Source organism: Bacillus sp. FSL R9-9410, assembly GCF_038050385.1.
GTDB lineage: Bacteria > Bacillota > Bacilli > Bacillales > Bacillaceae_G > Bacillus_A > Bacillus_A cereus_U.
Genome location: NZ_JBBOTV010000001.1, coordinates 457,931 through 474,352, shown reverse-complemented (window position 1 = coordinate 474,352; position 16,422 = coordinate 457,931). Strand labels below are relative to the sequence as shown.

Here is a 16,422-nt window from a genome sequence, read left to right as displayed (position 1 = left end):
CTTTAGAAAGAATAACGTTTTTTACACTTGAGAGTAGTCAATATCCTTAAGTTGATGGGCATGTATGGGTGATCTAACCACTGTATAAATCACCTCTTTTATCTTTCACCCATTTTAATAATTTTCAGTCTTTCCTCATTAGATACACTACTTTATATCTATTTATATTTTCATACATCCCCCTGAGGTAAATAGTTTCCTTAGGGGGATCATAATCTTATTTTTTCACAGACGTCAAATTTAAAAATTCTTATTTATTGTGTCTTGTAAAACCTTAATTTCTTGATTGAAAGAAATTTTCTGTTTTTGAATATATATTTCATTATTGTTTAAACGAGGATATAAAAGTGCTTGATAAATTATTTCCTTATCATTACCTTTCCCTAATAATTCTTTTATTTTATTATAATTAGAGTTAACTACTTTTGAGTATGCAAATTCTTTTACTTCCTCTCCACTTAAGATCATATCAATCGATTTAAGGTATGATAAAGTAAGATAATTTAACTTATCTCTATATGAAATTGGGAATTTAATAAACCCTGTTAGAAGACTATTATCTGCAACTCCTAAATCTTTAAAATATTTAATCGTCTGCATTCTTTCATTTTTATCTAATTCTACAAAATTAAGTAATGCACGAGTGTGATTCTCATTATTTCTATACCATTGTAATACATTACTCATAGATAAATTCACATTACTCACATCAGGAACAATGAATTTACATACATTAAATCCCTTATAGCTATAATCTTTAAAATACACTTTGTTCCCTAACTCTAAAAGTAATTTTTCATAAATAAATAATGCAGAATCATTATCTTCACCAAATTCATATGTAAAATTATCAATAGATTCTTTATTAAAGAATTCAGGAGGATAATATCCATCGCCATCTTTCATTATATCCTCTAGATTTTTTTCAATCAAAACTTTATTCTCTGGATAAATTCTAGCTTTCCAAAAATCATTCTCAAGCTTTCGACCTTGCATTAGTTCTGTAAAACATCTTTCTAAAGCAACTGTAAAAGAAAAATGAGCTCCAAACTTAACAAAATACTTTCCATCATTCTTTTTATAAACAATCACACAGACTACCGGTAGTTGCTCTTTAATACAAACCGAACGCACCTCTATTTCTAATTCATTTAGATCTTTAAACTGATTAATTTTTTCTACTAACTTATCATCCGCTAACTGTTCCCAATTTTCAATCATTGGGAGGGTCATCCTATTAATTACAGATTCCCTGTTTGCATATCTCTCAAAAACTTCACTTAACCCCTGTATCTTAGCCTCCAATAATGTATTACCAAATGCTATACCATTTGTTGTATACATTGCATCTATGTATGAAACAGGAATATCTATAGATTCTTTATTAAAATAATCTTCATAAGTTTCTATAACTATTTTTTTCTCATCTAAATCTTTAAAGTAATATTTTTGAATTTCATTTAAAAAATATTGATCTATGTTTGCATTTAACTTTTCATTTACAAAATCAATATCATATCCAAGACTATCAACAACACTTAAATTCCTGTCTAATTCAATACTTTTTTGATCCATTTTATAATTAAATCTAAATAAAACACTTGACAAAATCCTCTCCGTTAGTTCTCCATATGCGCTTGCTTGTGTAAAAATATCAGTTGTCCCTTTTCCATTTACAAATAATGGAGTTGTATTTAATTGCAATAGTTGAGACTTAAATCCATTTGTATTTAGTAACTCATGTTCCTTAATGTTTACTTGAAGGTCTTTTAAAAAAACCTTAATTTTATTAATCGTTTCCTTTGGATCTACCATTTTATGTCTATTATAATTCACTTTCATTTCTCCTTTTCTATAAAATAATATCTTCTGCCGAAAAATTCTTTTTATTAATCATAAAAATTTTCCCTTTACACAAACTTATATCTTCTACACATAAATTCATCAAATTCTCATGGTATTTTGGTAATTCATAAGTTAGCAGTGAAGAGATTAAAGCATTAGCTTCCAATGATAAAGGTGTATTTTCAAAATAGTGCCCTTCGTATATTTTTAAAACTGATACTTTCTGTTCATTTCCAATTAAACCAGGGCCAATCACTATTTCTTTCTTTGTCTCACCGTAATACAACCTAATTAAATTTTTCTTATTACAAGTATCCTCTATATACTCGATGTCGTCTCTAGACACACTATTATAATTAACCAAATAAACCTTTTTATCATTACACACAGCATTATTAAATATGCTTTTAAGCTGATTAGTTGAATACCTGCTAACTCTAAAATTATCAAACGATAAATCCTCATATACAGAAATATTGAAAATTCGGTAAAACAAATGAAACATTTCAATATTTATTTGTATTAAATTACTCTTCAAAACATAAGAATCTTTTAAATTTAATGCAAACTGAATACTAAACTTTTGTATTTTTGCTAACTGCTCCAATTCTTCTTTACCAAATTCTTTTAGATATTTGTTAAAAGCGGGATTTATTAAATTAAATAATTTTTGCTGATCAGTGCTGTTTAAATCTATTTCATTTAATTTTTGAAATTGTTCTTTTCGATTATTCTTAATATCAAGAGCTTTTTCAGCCTTATTAGTTTTAAAATTATATATGACTAAAGTTCCTGCTTCTTCAAATAATCTATAGTTATTTTTCCAAAAAAGCATACATTCACCCCAAAGCTAAAATATATAGACATTCTTCAGTATCTAATTTTAAGGTTGATTTTACTTCTTCATTATAAAACCCGCCTAAAGGAACTGATTTAATATTATAATTACTTGCTACCAATTGAAGGTTTTGAGCCATATGCCCTGCCTCTAGTAGTGCCAATCTATATGATAATGCACCATATTTTGAAAATAACTTTTCAAATTCTATAGTTAAAAAAATTAATACATTGGCATCTTCAAAACTTTTAACTCCATACTTTGTAGAAGAACAAATTTCATTAAAATTATAGTTATTCAATTCATGAAGTACTTCTAATCCATCATCATTAACTCTCAATACCTTGTTGTCTATTTTTTTATCAATATTTTTTGCTATTAAATGAACATTAACTGTATATTCTGCTCCAGCCGAAGGATATGCTCTCTTATGCACTATATTTGTTCCATATTTAACTATTTCAGTAACACCTAGTCCTATGTTTAAAATAGCATGTAACTTACTTAAATCTACACAATTATTAAAATCCCATGAAGTTCTCCTTTTTCGAAAAATCTCATGTTTTTCCATTTCCAACTGTTCATTAACAATTAATTCATTCCAATTGATTGTCGAACATACTGTATTTATTACTTCTTCAGTATGAACACTCTTAATATGATTTATGTCCATGTTGCTACGTTCATGTGACGTTAAATAATGAAATTCCATCAACTTTAATATATTATTAAAATTAGACTCTTTCCGTTTCCACACTACACCCTCACCTACTTATACTCATTAATATTTTAGCATAGGATGCCTCCATATCTGCTGTAATACCCAATCGATTATTATGCATATGTATTTGAGAGCTTAATATATATAACATATAATCCTTATTGTTAAGAAGGTGTTTTATTATTTTTAACTCCGTTACAACTTTATTGATTTCTTCCATATAACACTTCTTACTATCTAATGATTTAATGGCAAATTTTAGTTGTTCAATTGCTTTCTCATTAACCTTGAAATTCATTCCATTTTCATATGTTTTCCAAAATGAATAATATTGTCCCATAAAATCATTCACATTAACATCCATGGTTTTTAAAATGCTATATGAAAAGTACAATGAAAGAAGTAATCGTTGATGAAGATTACTTCTTTTTGAAATAATATCACTCGCTAAGTTTGAAGATATATTAAAGATTCTTTCAGATATAGGCATTCCTATTGTCCCACCATACCTTTCAAGTTCAGGCACATACTCAATATATTCTATCGAATATGGGGTATACCATAATAAATTATCTTGATCTTCATAACTTTCTCGAACAGTTATCATTTCATAGTACTCTTTTTTTGAGTAAATCTTCTTATTCTCTATTGGATGTTTACTTATAGTATCTAATAAAATTTTTTCATATATATTACCATCGTCTAAAAACCTAATCCTTAAGTGCGGTCCTCCTTCCCAATACCTAATATAAAACCATTGAATATCTTTAAATATTTCTTTTAATTTCACTATTAATCTATCTTGATCATCGAAATTATGAATAAAATAATGAATAGATTTAATCACACTCCCACCTTTCTAACTTATAATTACTTGCTAAACCTTTATCACCTATCATACATGCATATAACGGAAATCCATGTACTTCCCCTTCACTTAAGATATATTTCTCGTTAATATTCCGAATACATCTACAAAAAAGCTTATTAGAAATTCTTGAATTTATTTCATTCATTAATTGTCCACTTAATAAATATGCATACGCCAAATCCTTTTGAGTGAACAAATATTCCGAATCAATAAATATCAGAACTAAATAAGAAACACTATCCAATTCTAAAAAATCCCCAACTTCAAATAATATCTTATGGAAATCTTGATTGAAAACTTTCACCTTTAAATACGGATACTTTGACACTATATCTTTTAAAAAGGAAAAATCAGCACATATTTTTCTTCTAAACGCCAATCCCTGTAGATTGTGACCACTAGTTCTCATATTCATATTTTGAAAATATAGATTATTGAAAGTTGAACGAATCATATTTCTAGAATTAATACATCGATTCTTAAAATCAACATAACTTCTATAATAGTCATCTTTATAGATAGTACGCGCATCAAAATCCACTTTATATTTAGTTTTAAAGATATACTCTGAACTTCTACTTTGAGAAACTGAGGATAACATGATCTTTACACCAGGAAATAAAAAATCATCATTACTAAATGTGCAATCGTGCGGAAAGATTTCTCCACCTTCCATAATTAAACCTTCATGACTTATAAATTGTTGTATATTATCAATTAAATGCCCACCATTAAGTAATGTTAATATAAATCCGAACTTTCCATATATATTATTTATTTCATATATATCAAAATATAAAATCAAAGCGATATTTTCATCTTTCTCATCCACTTCTATTTCATCTATTAATTCAAAACTAGAGGAATATTTCATTAAATAATAGGTGTACATTTTTTTATTGTATGTATGTTTTATCACCAACTTGTGAGTACCTATTCCCCTAGCTTCTGGAAATAACTTATGAGATTGATATGGATTTTCAAATTCTATTCTACATACAGAGAATGCTTTAGCTAATTTTTTTAAAAAAAATTCAAATTCTGTAGTAGTACGCACTTTTTCATTACATACTCTTGAAATATTTTCAATATAACGCGATGATTTCCATTCTTTCTCCCCAGTGACGTATCTATTGATAACCGAATCTTCTATAAAATCTTTTTTAAGGGAAGGGATGTGGTTCATCATAGTATTCTCCCCTATTAAATTCTACCTTATATCTATGCTTCGAATTATTAATAGCAGCATCTAGTCGATTAATGTTTATACGCTTATTCTTATAGCCAAAATACATTGTCTGCATTTCTGGTATCACAACTTTAACTACATATAAGCCCTTATTTTGTATAAATCTATTTTCTAAAAGAACACTATATATTTCTTTTATATTCTCCATTTTTTTAATTACGAATTCTACAGCTTCTACATCACTAAAATTCTTCTCTATCTTCGGATATACTTCATACAAATTCTTTTTTTTACTAGTTTCAATTAACCAATCGTACGTAGTAATTTTACTTGGATGTGAATAGTAATTAAAATGATCTGATAGACCTTCAACTTCAAATTTATTATTATATAATTTTCCTACCGCATTATTCGTTCTATAAATGTTATGTGCAACAATAGCTTCTTTTAAAGCCGCATCTACTGCTAATTCAGGGTCAATATGTGTCCCTGAGCTTACATATGTAGCAGGTTTTTCTTTATTTGATATGATTAAACAGAGAATTGTTGGTATATCTATATCAATAGCCATATCAAATAAATAAACTTTCTTTCCATCATTTTCGAAATTTTCTATAATATTTTTTTGTTCTACATTTAAACTCGCTACATCAATCATATCTAATTTAACTTTCTTGTGCCAAAACGTTAAAAATGCATCTCTTTCAATAAACTCTAATAATGCATATAACATCGCTTCGTGATAACTCGTTCCTATTGCGGTGCCATTAGAAGTTTCTAAAACCATTCTCTTATTATCTTTAACAACTAAATCAACAAATTGTAAAGGGATATTTGATGAATCATTTGTCTTATAATTATGTGCTTCAATATAATATATATTCTCATCTTCATACTCTTTCAATTCATTTCTAATATATGGATTTTCAATAACTTCCTTTAAGATGCCTCTGTGGGTACAATTTTCAATATTAAACATGCAAAATCTTTCTATCGCTTCTAAAATAGCTATATTTTCTGCTTCTTGAAAAGTGGTAGCCCTCCCGTATCCAACTATATTTTCTTTAGATTCTAAGATGGAAAATTCTGCTCCTACTATGCAATAATCACTGGAATTAATATCTTTATAAATATTATTTATTATTCCATATTTATTATCAAAAAGTTCGTTCTTCAAATAAGATAGTTCACTTAGATTTCTTATATGCCAATTTTTATTTAACATATTGTTTTTTTGCCTATTCTCATTAGACTCTAAATTTATATTGTGCTTCGATACTTCTAAAAAGTTTGTGTTAAAGTCTAAAAATTCTTTATTTTTAACTTTAGCTTCTAAATATTTTTGTATTGCATCTAAGTATGGATCCAATTTATTAACCTTTAACATATTATTACTGATATCTAACTTTTTATTTCTAATTAAATTTTTTTCAATTTCTTTTTTAATTTCTTCATTTTCTAACAAATTATTAACAATTAACTTATTGTCTAAGTACATGTTTATCACCTATTAAAACCCCTGTCTTTACATATATCTGGGAATTAATTATTGCTTCATCTGTATTTTCAAATTCTCTTTGAATACTTGCTATTTGCTTTACACTAGGTAATTTAATAAATTTTAAGATATCATTACATATCTTTTCTAAGAATAATAAATATGTATCTTCTTTTACTTCTTCATTATTTAAGTTCTGAATTCTAGTTTGATAGAAGCCAACAAATTTATTATTCTTCCTTTCCACGCCTATCTTTAAATCAAAATTAGGAGAGCTATAGAAGTACTGGATTAATGCGGAAATTATTTCATTATTTTCCCTAACCTTCACATTAATCATTTCTTTATTGTAAGAGTAGTCAGAGTAATGATCAATTTCAAAGTTTTTTATTTGACCATCTGAATAAAAGGAAAAAGCATCCTTTAGCCTTTGTGAATTAGACAACTTATCTATATTCAATAATTCAATATACCTCAACATTACTTCTTTACTGTAGTCACATAACAATAAGCCATCTGAAACAAGTTTGGATTCTTTAATAAATGAAATTATTCTTTTTCTATCTTGTTGCGTACAGACTCTAAAAACATAATTAGTTAGTAAATCTTTTGTTGCAATAAAAAATGGATACTTATTAGGAATATTACTTGTATCGTTTCTATCTATCCAAATCACATTAGGAAATTCATCATTAGTAGAATCCAATTTTTCAATTATTCCTTCTCCATCCGGATAATTTTTTATAATGTAATTATTTCTGGGAGATACAATGTAACTATCCTGAACTATTGATAACGCTTTTATCTTAACCAATAGTTTAAGATGTAATTCTATTTCATATATACTATATGTCTTTCTCAAAATAGTCTCTAATTCTTTAGAATCAATACTTTCACAAGTTAAAGTAACAATCTCTTCTATTAAAGAGTAATTAATTTTTTCTTTATCAATGTATAATTCCTTATTTTTTATACGTAACAAATATTTTTTTTCATTCTTTGATTTAATAAACAAATTATTATTATATATATACTTCAAGTTTATCCTTCCTCAATCAATCGTATTAAGATATAGCTACCCAGTAATCTCTCAATTGTATTTATACCTAATGTAGGTAAAAGTAAATAAATTAAATTGATTAATATTCTATAATTTTGGAATTCATCACTAACATAATAATGAATATTCTCCTGTGAGAAGATATTTTTATGAAACTCACTCATTTCCACAAAGGATTCCATATGATCTACCTCTAATTTCCTTCTGGGTAGCACTTTTATATCCACTACGGCTTTATCGATTCTATTAGCCCATGTCATCAATAATCTTCTCATATGCTCGTCCTTCATTTTGTCAAAAGTATAGAAATTCGAGTATAATTGTTGGTGATATACATCATAATATTTTTTGAATTTTTCTGCATATCCCTTCATTTCATACTCTTTATAATTTATAAAACCTTCATAATGAGATTTGAAAGATAAATATCCTCTTAAACTTTTTCTATCTAATTTTGAAGAAATTATCTTGAATAGCAATACAGCAAACAATATTTTTTTATAAGGTTCTTCTTCTATTACAAAATTAATAGTATCTTCAATCAAAGTGCCATTTTCCAATAGCCATTTGTTTACAAATTCCTTTTCTTCATCACTATGATATTCGCCATTACGCTCTATATTATCTATACATTCGAACGATAAAGTTAAATTTTCATAATTCGAATACGTTAGAAGATTATTCATTGTTTTCAATTCTTCCATACTAGTGCTATAAATCGAGTTTTCCCGAAATTTTAATTTATTTTCCTTTAAGAACTTCTGAAACAAACTTTCCACTTCACAATATAAAGTATACGAAACGTCCCTTTTTCCATATATATATACATTAATCTTCGGGCCGTTTTCTATGTTACGAAATATGAATAGTTCTACTTCAGGATTTTTAACCCTAAATTCTTTTATAGTATTAATTATCTCTTTCAAAAAACTTAATTTAAATTCTTTTTGCACGTTTAAAGAAATAGAAATTTTATATATTTTGTTACTCATTTACCCTAACCTCCTGCATAAATTCTGGAGATGAAGAATCTTTTGGAATAGACTCTTCAATTATCAATTCCGCCGATTTAGTCAGAATGCTGGCTAAATGTCTCATTAAAAGTGGACTTTCCAAATTAAAATATTGAGGTTTCTGAAACTCCACATCAAATGATAATATGTTTTTTCCGATGTATTCTTTTTTTCTTACTCTAATGTAGAACTCATTCCCTATATTATTTTCTTCAATCCAATTTCTAATAGATATATAACGTTCAAACCATTCTTTGTTTTGCAAGTCTTTAAAAACATTATTCTTCACAAAGTGTTTTTTTCTATTTAACACTAAATCTTTATATGTAACCCTCGGTAAAATATTTATATCTTTATCATAATTAATCTTTAGAACCAACAAATTTGTAATAAAGTTAATATTGGTAAATATACTACTAACAAAAGCTAATTTTCCTGGATATAGAGCTCTGATTAAACTACTATTAATTACTGGTTTTATATATTCATTCTCAAACTCTAGGAACAATTCATTTTCTTTATATACCAACATACAATTATTACTTTGTATAATCTTCTCATAATTTTGCTTATGATCCACAGATCTTGATATATCATCAATTAATCTGTAAGGTAAATATACTTCATTAGAAACATTTGCATTAAACCCTAAAGTCTCATTTATTTCAGCATATTTGCACTTATCATCATAATAAAACTCATTTATTTCCTTCCTATATTTTTCTTGAATATTCGTATATCTAAGAAATCTTATATAAAAACTTCCATAACCTGGGTAAATATTATTGATTATAGTCTTATTTTTATCCTTTTGAAAGAAAACACTAAAAAAACCATTCGGGGAATACCTACTATTAAATTTATCATTTAAAATGTTTATTTTTAAATCTGCAATGACTTCTTCAATATCTATGGAGTCTTTATGTTGGTTCAACATCATAAATTCTTTTTTGAAATTGTCCCTAATATTTAATATTTCTTTATTTTTTATACACATATTTTTAGGAGTAAACCATGGATTTGTCCAAAATTCGGCATATTTCAAATTTGCACTAGTTAATTCATTCAAAATATTAGGATGATTAAAAGGGATTTTATTATCGACCATATATTTCTCAATATTATTTATGAATTCATTTTTTATTAATTCGTTCACATCAAATATTTTATAAACACTTAACAGTTCGGTAATAGAACTTGATAAAACCTCTCCGCATTTTGATTGACTTTTGATATTATCACCATACACCATAATATTATTAGGCATATCATCCATATTGTTATATTCTACTAATTCATTGTATTTTTTTTCAATACTATTAATTATTTCCTCATTCAAATCTTTATTTATATGTTTGAATTGTTCTTGCATTTTCTTGATAGTAATGAAATTGAATCTGTTATATTCTATCGCATCTAATTTTTGTATCTTTGATAATATTTGCTTAAATATATCCTTTTTCTCATCTAAATATTCTATGATTTCAAGTAAACCAATATCATATAACCTAGTAAATACCTTATGTGCTTCTATATCTGTAAGCTTAAATGTTTTTTGCAAATCTAAAGTAGTTACAATATCTCTTGATAATAAAAATTCAATAAACTTGTTTACTTTTAATTTTCCTAGCCCATCTTTTGCTTTATAAATTTTATAATTATCTGTAGAATTAGAAAAAAAGAACAAATACTCTCCTTCAATTTTTGTTCTTCTATTAACTCTAAACACTGTATTTTTTATATTCCAATGATTCAAGATGATTTTTTCGTATAATCTATGGAAAAATACAAAATTTGGAGTAATTAACTCCTTATCAACTTTATATTCAAAGTCATTAATATTATTTGAACTAAAACTTACTTCATTAAATAATAAATATGGAGAAGTCTTCTTAATAGCTCGAGTTATAATATTTGAAAGTGGATATTCTATTTTTCGTAGCTTTCTATAACTATCGTCGTACTCATTATTTAAATATTTTTCGATTCTATTATTTAAAGGTTTATTAACTAGTCTAATCATCGATCTAAAATCTTTATTTTCCTTCAAAAGTTCTTTGTACCTTATGCGGTCTTCCTTCTCTGCATGTACCAAGACTTCTTTTAAATTCATTAAACACTCTTGATAGTGATGATGTAATTTTCCATAGTCTTCTAATTCTTTACTTTTATCTTCACCCTCTATCTCTGTTAATAGCTTTTTTTTCCCTCCTTTCTTTAAATCAATTGACATAAGCAATTGATCTAATTCTTTTTTAATATTTTTCATGTATCGAAACGTGCTTGTTAATTCTTTATTTAAAAAAAAATCATTACGCGCCAAAAACTTTTCTCTCCGAACAACTACAGGATGAAATTTATTAGTCATTTTTCATCTTCTCCTTAACCAATAATCCTATATAGATTGCCAATAATATTACTCCTAAAATTAAATAAGACTTAAATAACTCACTATTACTATATAAATCATTAAATTTACTATCCCAAAAAGGACGTAATATTTTATTTGCATGATATAAAGGATTAAACTCAGCAATATTCTGAGCCCACTTTGGTAAAGCTGTTAATGGTAATGTCGCATCTGATAAGAAGAACATAGGAAAAAATAAGGTCATCATTAAAACTGTATACGTCTTAATTCTATCTATAAGTAGAGCTATCCCAATACCTAACAATAATGAATAACCAATAAAAATAATGTACGCTAATAAGAATGAGATTTTCTCAATACCGAATTCGATATTAAACATATAGATAGCAACTAAAATAATAAGGAGGAAGCCAATGATAGCTAATAAACCCGCTTTCAGTAAAATAACCCCAATAAATCGAGAAATTTTAATTGGGGTTACAGCTATTCTTCTATATATCCCCTTCTCTTTATCGGATATAATTTGATTTCCAACATTAAAAACAGATGTAGCAAATAAAATTAACATACAAAATCCAGGTATATATAAAGAAAAAAAGTCCACTCCACCATAATCATTTGACGAATACAATTTCCCAAAAAACACAAAACTTGCAACTGGCATTATTAAACTAAACAGTATATATAACGGCTGCCTTAAATATATTTTTAATTCAATTAAAAATTGCTTAGCAAATGAACTCATTGATTTTTTGCTCCTTCATGATTCCAAGATATATATATATCTGTTAGACTTTTTTGTTCTTTATTTATTAATTCTTTTACCTCTCCAAAATAATGAACATTTCCCTTAATAAGAAACAAAATATGAGAACAATATTTCTCAACCTCTTCCATGTAATGAGAAGAAAGTAAAATTGTTGTGTTGTTAGATTGCTTTCTTACAATGCTCCACAAATCTTCTCTTGCTATAGGATCTAATCCAGTAGTAGGTTCATCTAATAATAGTAATCTCGGTTTGTTTAATATTGCCAATGCAATATTAACTCGTTGCTTCATTCCACCTGATAAATTCTTATAATACTCATTAATATATCCTTCTATCCCAGTTACAGAAATGATCTCATTTACATCCATCGTACTTTTATAGAATGTTGAAAATAATTTAATTAATTCTATAACTTTTACATCCTCATAAAAAGAATTCTCTTGCAAAACAACACCTAAATCTTCTTTAAAATCCTTTCCATTCAAAAAATTAATATTTCCTGATGTAGGTTTTTTTAAGCCTGATAATATTTCTAATAATGTTGTCTTTCCAGAACCATTGTGCCCAATAATACCAACAGTAGAATTTTCTTTTATTTTTAAGTTTAAGTCCTTAAGCGCATACATATTTCCATACTTTTTATTTAAATTATTAATAATAATATCCATAAAATCGCCTCACAATCAAATTAAGGGGGAGTGATTTATTAAATCATCCGCCTATATGAATACAACAACCATCACAACATGAAGTAGATGCACAGCAAGAACAACTATTGCAAGATGAAATACCACTAGATGCAGCAGTTTCAGAAAGTGTAATACTTTCGTCAATTTCAATTAACTCAATATCACCAAATAACTCGTTAAATTCAAAATTTTCATTTCCTTTTTCAGTATTCATAAAAAAACACCCCTTTTAAATTTTAAAAAAATAACTATGATTCCTTAGTTTACCAAAAATACTAATCACTCCCTTGGTTAATTAAAACATATATTATGTTTTTTGGATAATGAATTCTACAAATATGCAATATTGCATATTTGATGCGTTTTTTAATTTTCTTCTGAAATTAATCTATTACCTAAAAGGAGTGGACTCCCACTGTTATCAAGTCAACACAACAATATACCCTCTAAAATTAAAAAACACGCTATTCTTTCTGTAGAATCATAGGAAAGGATAGCGTTTTATATTTCTATTTTTACATCTAATAAATTGCATCTCTTTGCCCAAGAAATTCAAGGTTTCTTATCCCCAAAAACCTTACGCGATCTTGTTTGTCCAGCGAACTAGTACATGCCAAGCAAAAAATAGATACATAAGCAATTAAAAACAAAAATCCTTTAGATTAAGAAGCTATTTTATCAATAGAATTTCGCCCATATAGATTGGGCGAAATTCTACCAAACATTAAATTCACAACAAATAATGAATCCGCCCATTTTAAAACAATATATATGGAAACATATAATAGAGGCTGCTGCCCGACGGAACGCTTCTTTAAAAACTTCCCTTGGGTGCACAATCGACGTATTTAAACTTCCAATAAAAATAGTTTGCCTATGTATAACTTGATTTTTCGTATTCAAATATAAACATGTAAAGTTCTCGCAAATACGAAAAATTAAAAATAAAAGAGCACAACGTGTATAAGTAGTGCTACCAACACTCTTATACCGCCTGCCTAATCGTACTAGGCAAACACTTGCTGTACCCTCATGAATTATTTTATATCATGCAGGGTCTATTAAGCAACGTTTGTCACAAAATGGCTACGTTGCTTTTTTGTTTCCACAAAGGAGACATATACAAATGAAGGAACGCATTGATGTTATAGCAAGTGAACAATCATTCCACAATCTTTCTACATTTATAGAATTGGAAGAAATGAATAAAACTATTCGTACATATAGAGACATCATCTGTATGTCTATTAAGCGTACCGATGTACAATCTAAACTCATTGCATTACTTGGAATTTTAAAGCGCCACAGCTGCAAATATGTAGGCGTTAGTTTCCTGTGCAAAAATAGGATTGCTAACAAGATGGAAGTATCATATAAAACTGTACAACGTTTAATGAAGAAACTTGTGGACTTAGGCATGATCCGCCAGGTATCTATGAAGCGTAAAAAAGATATGCTTCAAACTTCAAATGCAATTATCATTCAACCAATTGTGGAAGAAATGTCCGACAAGCAACCTGCTAAAAATCCTACAAAGTGTCCTACCATTAAAACAACACCTGTTTCCTTAAAACAAAATATAAAAAATATAAACAAACGTAATAGTAATGAGAATAGCAATACACCTGAAGAAAACATTAAAGGAGCTAATTTTGTTGCTCATTGGGTACCAGAACGTTTTGTTTCTTTAACTAGCTCTTTTTATTCTGAATCTAAAACAATTCAAGAACTGTGGAAGGTCGTAAGACAGTGTAATAAAGTCGTTAATTATACAACAGGTGATACAGTGTTCAATAAAGACCAGGAGCTTACTATTGGCTTAAAAGCTATTAAAGAATTTGTTATGAAAGTGAAGTCTGGCACAAAAATGAAGAATGGTAAATTCGCTTATTTCAACGGAATTGTGAATAACTTAATGGACAAGTTCTATTTTGACAGTGAGTTTATGAGTATATAAAAAACACCCAGTTTAATTAACGAGGTGTTTCGATTTTTAAAATATTCATAAACTGAACTTTATGTATCGGATTAGGTCCATCACTCAACACAATTCTACCCATTTGTGGTTCAAGTTTAATTATTTTGCCTTTAATAATTTCTGGGTCTTTATACTTTCTATACAAAGTAAACACTAACTCTGTATCATCTTGCACAGCCATTTGAATTAATTCAGCAGCTTCTTGTTGTTCGAATTCATCCATATACGGTCTAGGTTCCTTTTTTGAAGCACCTTTCTTCTTTGGTGGTTTAGGAATTGATGTTGACATATAATATCACCTCATTATGTATGTTTAAGCATATTGATATTTCATTCTTACTTTATCAATTGATAGTATATTAGCTAATTTCAACATTCTAACTTGTTGCTTTTGCATGCAATACACTAATACACGATCTTCATATATCTTTCTAACAATTACAGTTCTTTGAGATAAATCTCCTGAACCGTTTAAATAAATTAATTCAATTGGGATTTTTTGATTGAACGAACATTTAAGTAAATGATTCATGTGATAACCTCCATAAGAACATTTGTTTGTGTTCATTATAGCACACATGTTCTCGTTTTGGCGAAAGACTATTTAAATGTTTCCTTCATTCACAAATTATTCCTTAAAGCACTGTTGCTTATTTGTTATACTGGATAACGGAATATATTCACAACATATTTTAGGAGGAACAAATATTGAAAAAGAAGTCACTATTTTTTTTAATGTCTATATCCCTTATGGTGATATTAATTTCAGCATGTAGTACAGCTGATAGTACAGCTGATGGAAAAATTTCTAAAGAAGAATTTAAACAGATTAAAAAAGGAATGAGTATGAAAGAAGTTGAAAAAATTGTAGGCGGAAAAGGAAAAGAAAATGTTAATCAATTCAATCAGTCACTTGTTGATTATCAATATCCTGTATTGGATGGTATAGAAAAAGATGGTTATGTTTACATATTGTTTAATGACAGCAAAGTAGATACTATTTTAGACTTTGGATTACTGAAAAAGAAAGAACAACCTAAAAAAGAAGACACTGCCGCAAAAGAGACGGTTAAAACAGTTGACTGGGGAAATACGGTTAAAGAAGTAGCATCCAGTGATAAATCTACAACTGAAAAATTTGATGAAATAAGTAAATATGCCAATGGCTACAAACCATCTAATGATGAAGTGAACACTTTTGGTACTGAAATCATTAAAGAATATAAAGATAAGAATTATATTAAAGATGTGTCTAACCATGAATATATGCTAACAAATATTTTCAAATCACAAGTAGTCGATAAAAACGCATCAGAAAAACCATTAAAAGATTTCGCCTTCGACTTCTGGCAAAACTCTAAATATAACTACCGCGGTGTAGAAAATACAACAAGTGGTTCTACATTAGCTAATGAGCGCCAAATGGATAAAGCTTTAATTAAAATGAACAAGTAGAATTAACATAGTCCACTTAAATTTTAGGAGGATATATTATGAAGGTTGTACGATCTATATTTAAGGGATTTCGTCTAATAGGTCTGATTGTAAAACCAATATTAAAGGCATTATCTAAAAGTAAA

At 27.5% G+C, this 16,422-nt stretch carries 16 protein-coding genes and 1 pseudogene; 2 read left to right on the top strand and 15 right to left on the bottom strand.

What is annotated here, in order from left to right; genetic code table 11:
* Positions 1-240: 240 nt before the first annotated feature.
* The 13 genes and pseudogenes from MKX77_RS02645 to MKX77_RS02585 form a co-directional block, all read right to left on the bottom strand.
* Positions 241-1,836, bottom strand: a complete 1,596-nt coding sequence (locus MKX77_RS02645; protein ID WP_341305769.1) for a YcaO-like family protein — start codon at positions 1,834-1,836, stop codon at positions 241-243.
* A 16-nt stretch (positions 1,837-1,852) separates the two neighbouring features.
* Entirely contained in the window at positions 1,853-2,680 is an 828-nt protein-coding gene (locus MKX77_RS02640) for a hypothetical protein (protein ID WP_341305768.1), read from the bottom strand.
* Positions 2,681-2,684: 4 nt separating this feature from the next.
* Positions 2,685-3,440, bottom strand: a complete 756-nt coding sequence (locus tag MKX77_RS02635) for a SagB/ThcOx family dehydrogenase (protein ID WP_341305767.1) — start codon at positions 3,438-3,440, stop codon at positions 2,685-2,687.
* A 7-nt stretch (positions 3,441-3,447) separates the two neighbouring features.
* On the bottom strand, positions 3,448-4,251 hold the full coding sequence (locus tag MKX77_RS02630; RefSeq protein WP_341305766.1) for a thiopeptide-type bacteriocin biosynthesis protein: 804 nt from the start codon (positions 4,249-4,251) through the stop codon (positions 3,448-3,450).
* Positions 4,244-5,464, bottom strand: a complete 1,221-nt coding sequence (locus MKX77_RS02625; protein WP_341305765.1) for a hypothetical protein — start codon at positions 5,462-5,464, stop codon at positions 4,244-4,246. The genes MKX77_RS02630 and MKX77_RS02625 overlap by 8 nt, the downstream gene beginning before the upstream one ends.
* Positions 5,439-6,962, bottom strand: coding sequence for a YcaO-like family protein (locus tag MKX77_RS02620; protein ID WP_341305764.1), 1,524 nt, complete (start codon positions 6,960-6,962; stop codon positions 5,439-5,441). Before MKX77_RS02620 ends, MKX77_RS02625 begins: the two co-directional genes overlap by 26 nt.
* Positions 6,946-8,001 carry a hypothetical protein gene (locus MKX77_RS02615; protein WP_341305763.1) on the bottom strand — a complete coding sequence of 352 codons (1,056 nt, stop codon included), beginning with the start codon at positions 7,999-8,001 and terminating at the stop codon, positions 6,946-6,948. The genes MKX77_RS02620 and MKX77_RS02615 overlap by 17 nt, the downstream gene beginning before the upstream one ends.
* 2 nt (positions 8,002-8,003) lie before the next feature.
* Positions 8,004-9,014, bottom strand: coding sequence for a hypothetical protein (locus MKX77_RS02610; RefSeq protein WP_341305762.1), 1,011 nt, complete (start codon positions 9,012-9,014; stop codon positions 8,004-8,006).
* Complete coding sequence (locus MKX77_RS02605) at positions 9,007-11,403, bottom strand: hypothetical protein (protein ID WP_341305761.1); 2,397 nt, start codon at positions 11,401-11,403, stop codon at positions 9,007-9,009. The genes MKX77_RS02610 and MKX77_RS02605 overlap by 8 nt, the downstream gene beginning before the upstream one ends.
* Positions 11,396-12,151, bottom strand: a complete 756-nt coding sequence (locus MKX77_RS02600) for an ABC transporter permease (RefSeq protein ID WP_341305760.1) — start codon at positions 12,149-12,151, stop codon at positions 11,396-11,398. The genes MKX77_RS02605 and MKX77_RS02600 overlap by 8 nt, the downstream gene beginning before the upstream one ends.
* Complete coding sequence (locus MKX77_RS02595; protein ID WP_341305759.1) at positions 12,148-12,843, bottom strand: ABC transporter ATP-binding protein; 696 nt, start codon at positions 12,841-12,843, stop codon at positions 12,148-12,150. The genes MKX77_RS02600 and MKX77_RS02595 overlap by 4 nt, the downstream gene beginning before the upstream one ends.
* 43 nt (positions 12,844-12,886) lie before the next feature.
* Positions 12,887-13,078, bottom strand: coding sequence for a thiazolylpeptide-type bacteriocin (locus MKX77_RS02590; protein ID WP_341305758.1), 192 nt, complete (start codon positions 13,076-13,078; stop codon positions 12,887-12,889).
* Between the two features lie 500 nt (positions 13,079-13,578).
* Positions 13,579-13,788 (bottom strand): annotated as a pseudogene (locus MKX77_RS02585) (JAB domain-containing protein); the annotation flags it as partial.
* 202 nt (positions 13,789-13,990) lie between these two features.
* Here MKX77_RS02585 and MKX77_RS02580 point away from each other — a divergent pair.
* Complete coding sequence (locus MKX77_RS02580; protein WP_341305757.1) at positions 13,991-14,821, top strand: helix-turn-helix domain-containing protein; 831 nt, start codon at positions 13,991-13,993, stop codon at positions 14,819-14,821.
* A gap of 16 nt (positions 14,822-14,837) precedes the next feature.
* Here the strand turns inward: MKX77_RS02580 and MKX77_RS02575 are convergent, their stop codons facing one another.
* Entirely contained in the window at positions 14,838-15,131 is a 294-nt protein-coding gene (locus tag MKX77_RS02575; protein WP_341305756.1) for a YolD-like family protein, read from the bottom strand.
* A gap of 24 nt (positions 15,132-15,155) precedes the next feature.
* A complete protein-coding gene (locus tag MKX77_RS02570; protein ID WP_341305755.1) occupies positions 15,156-15,374 on the bottom strand; it encodes a hypothetical protein in 219 nt (72 codons plus the stop codon).
* A gap of 203 nt (positions 15,375-15,577) precedes the next feature.
* Between MKX77_RS02570 and MKX77_RS02565 the strand changes: the two genes are divergently transcribed.
* A complete protein-coding gene (locus MKX77_RS02565) occupies positions 15,578-16,297 on the top strand; it encodes a hypothetical protein (RefSeq protein ID WP_341307925.1) in 720 nt (239 codons plus the stop codon).
* Positions 16,298-16,422: the final 125 nt, after the last annotated feature.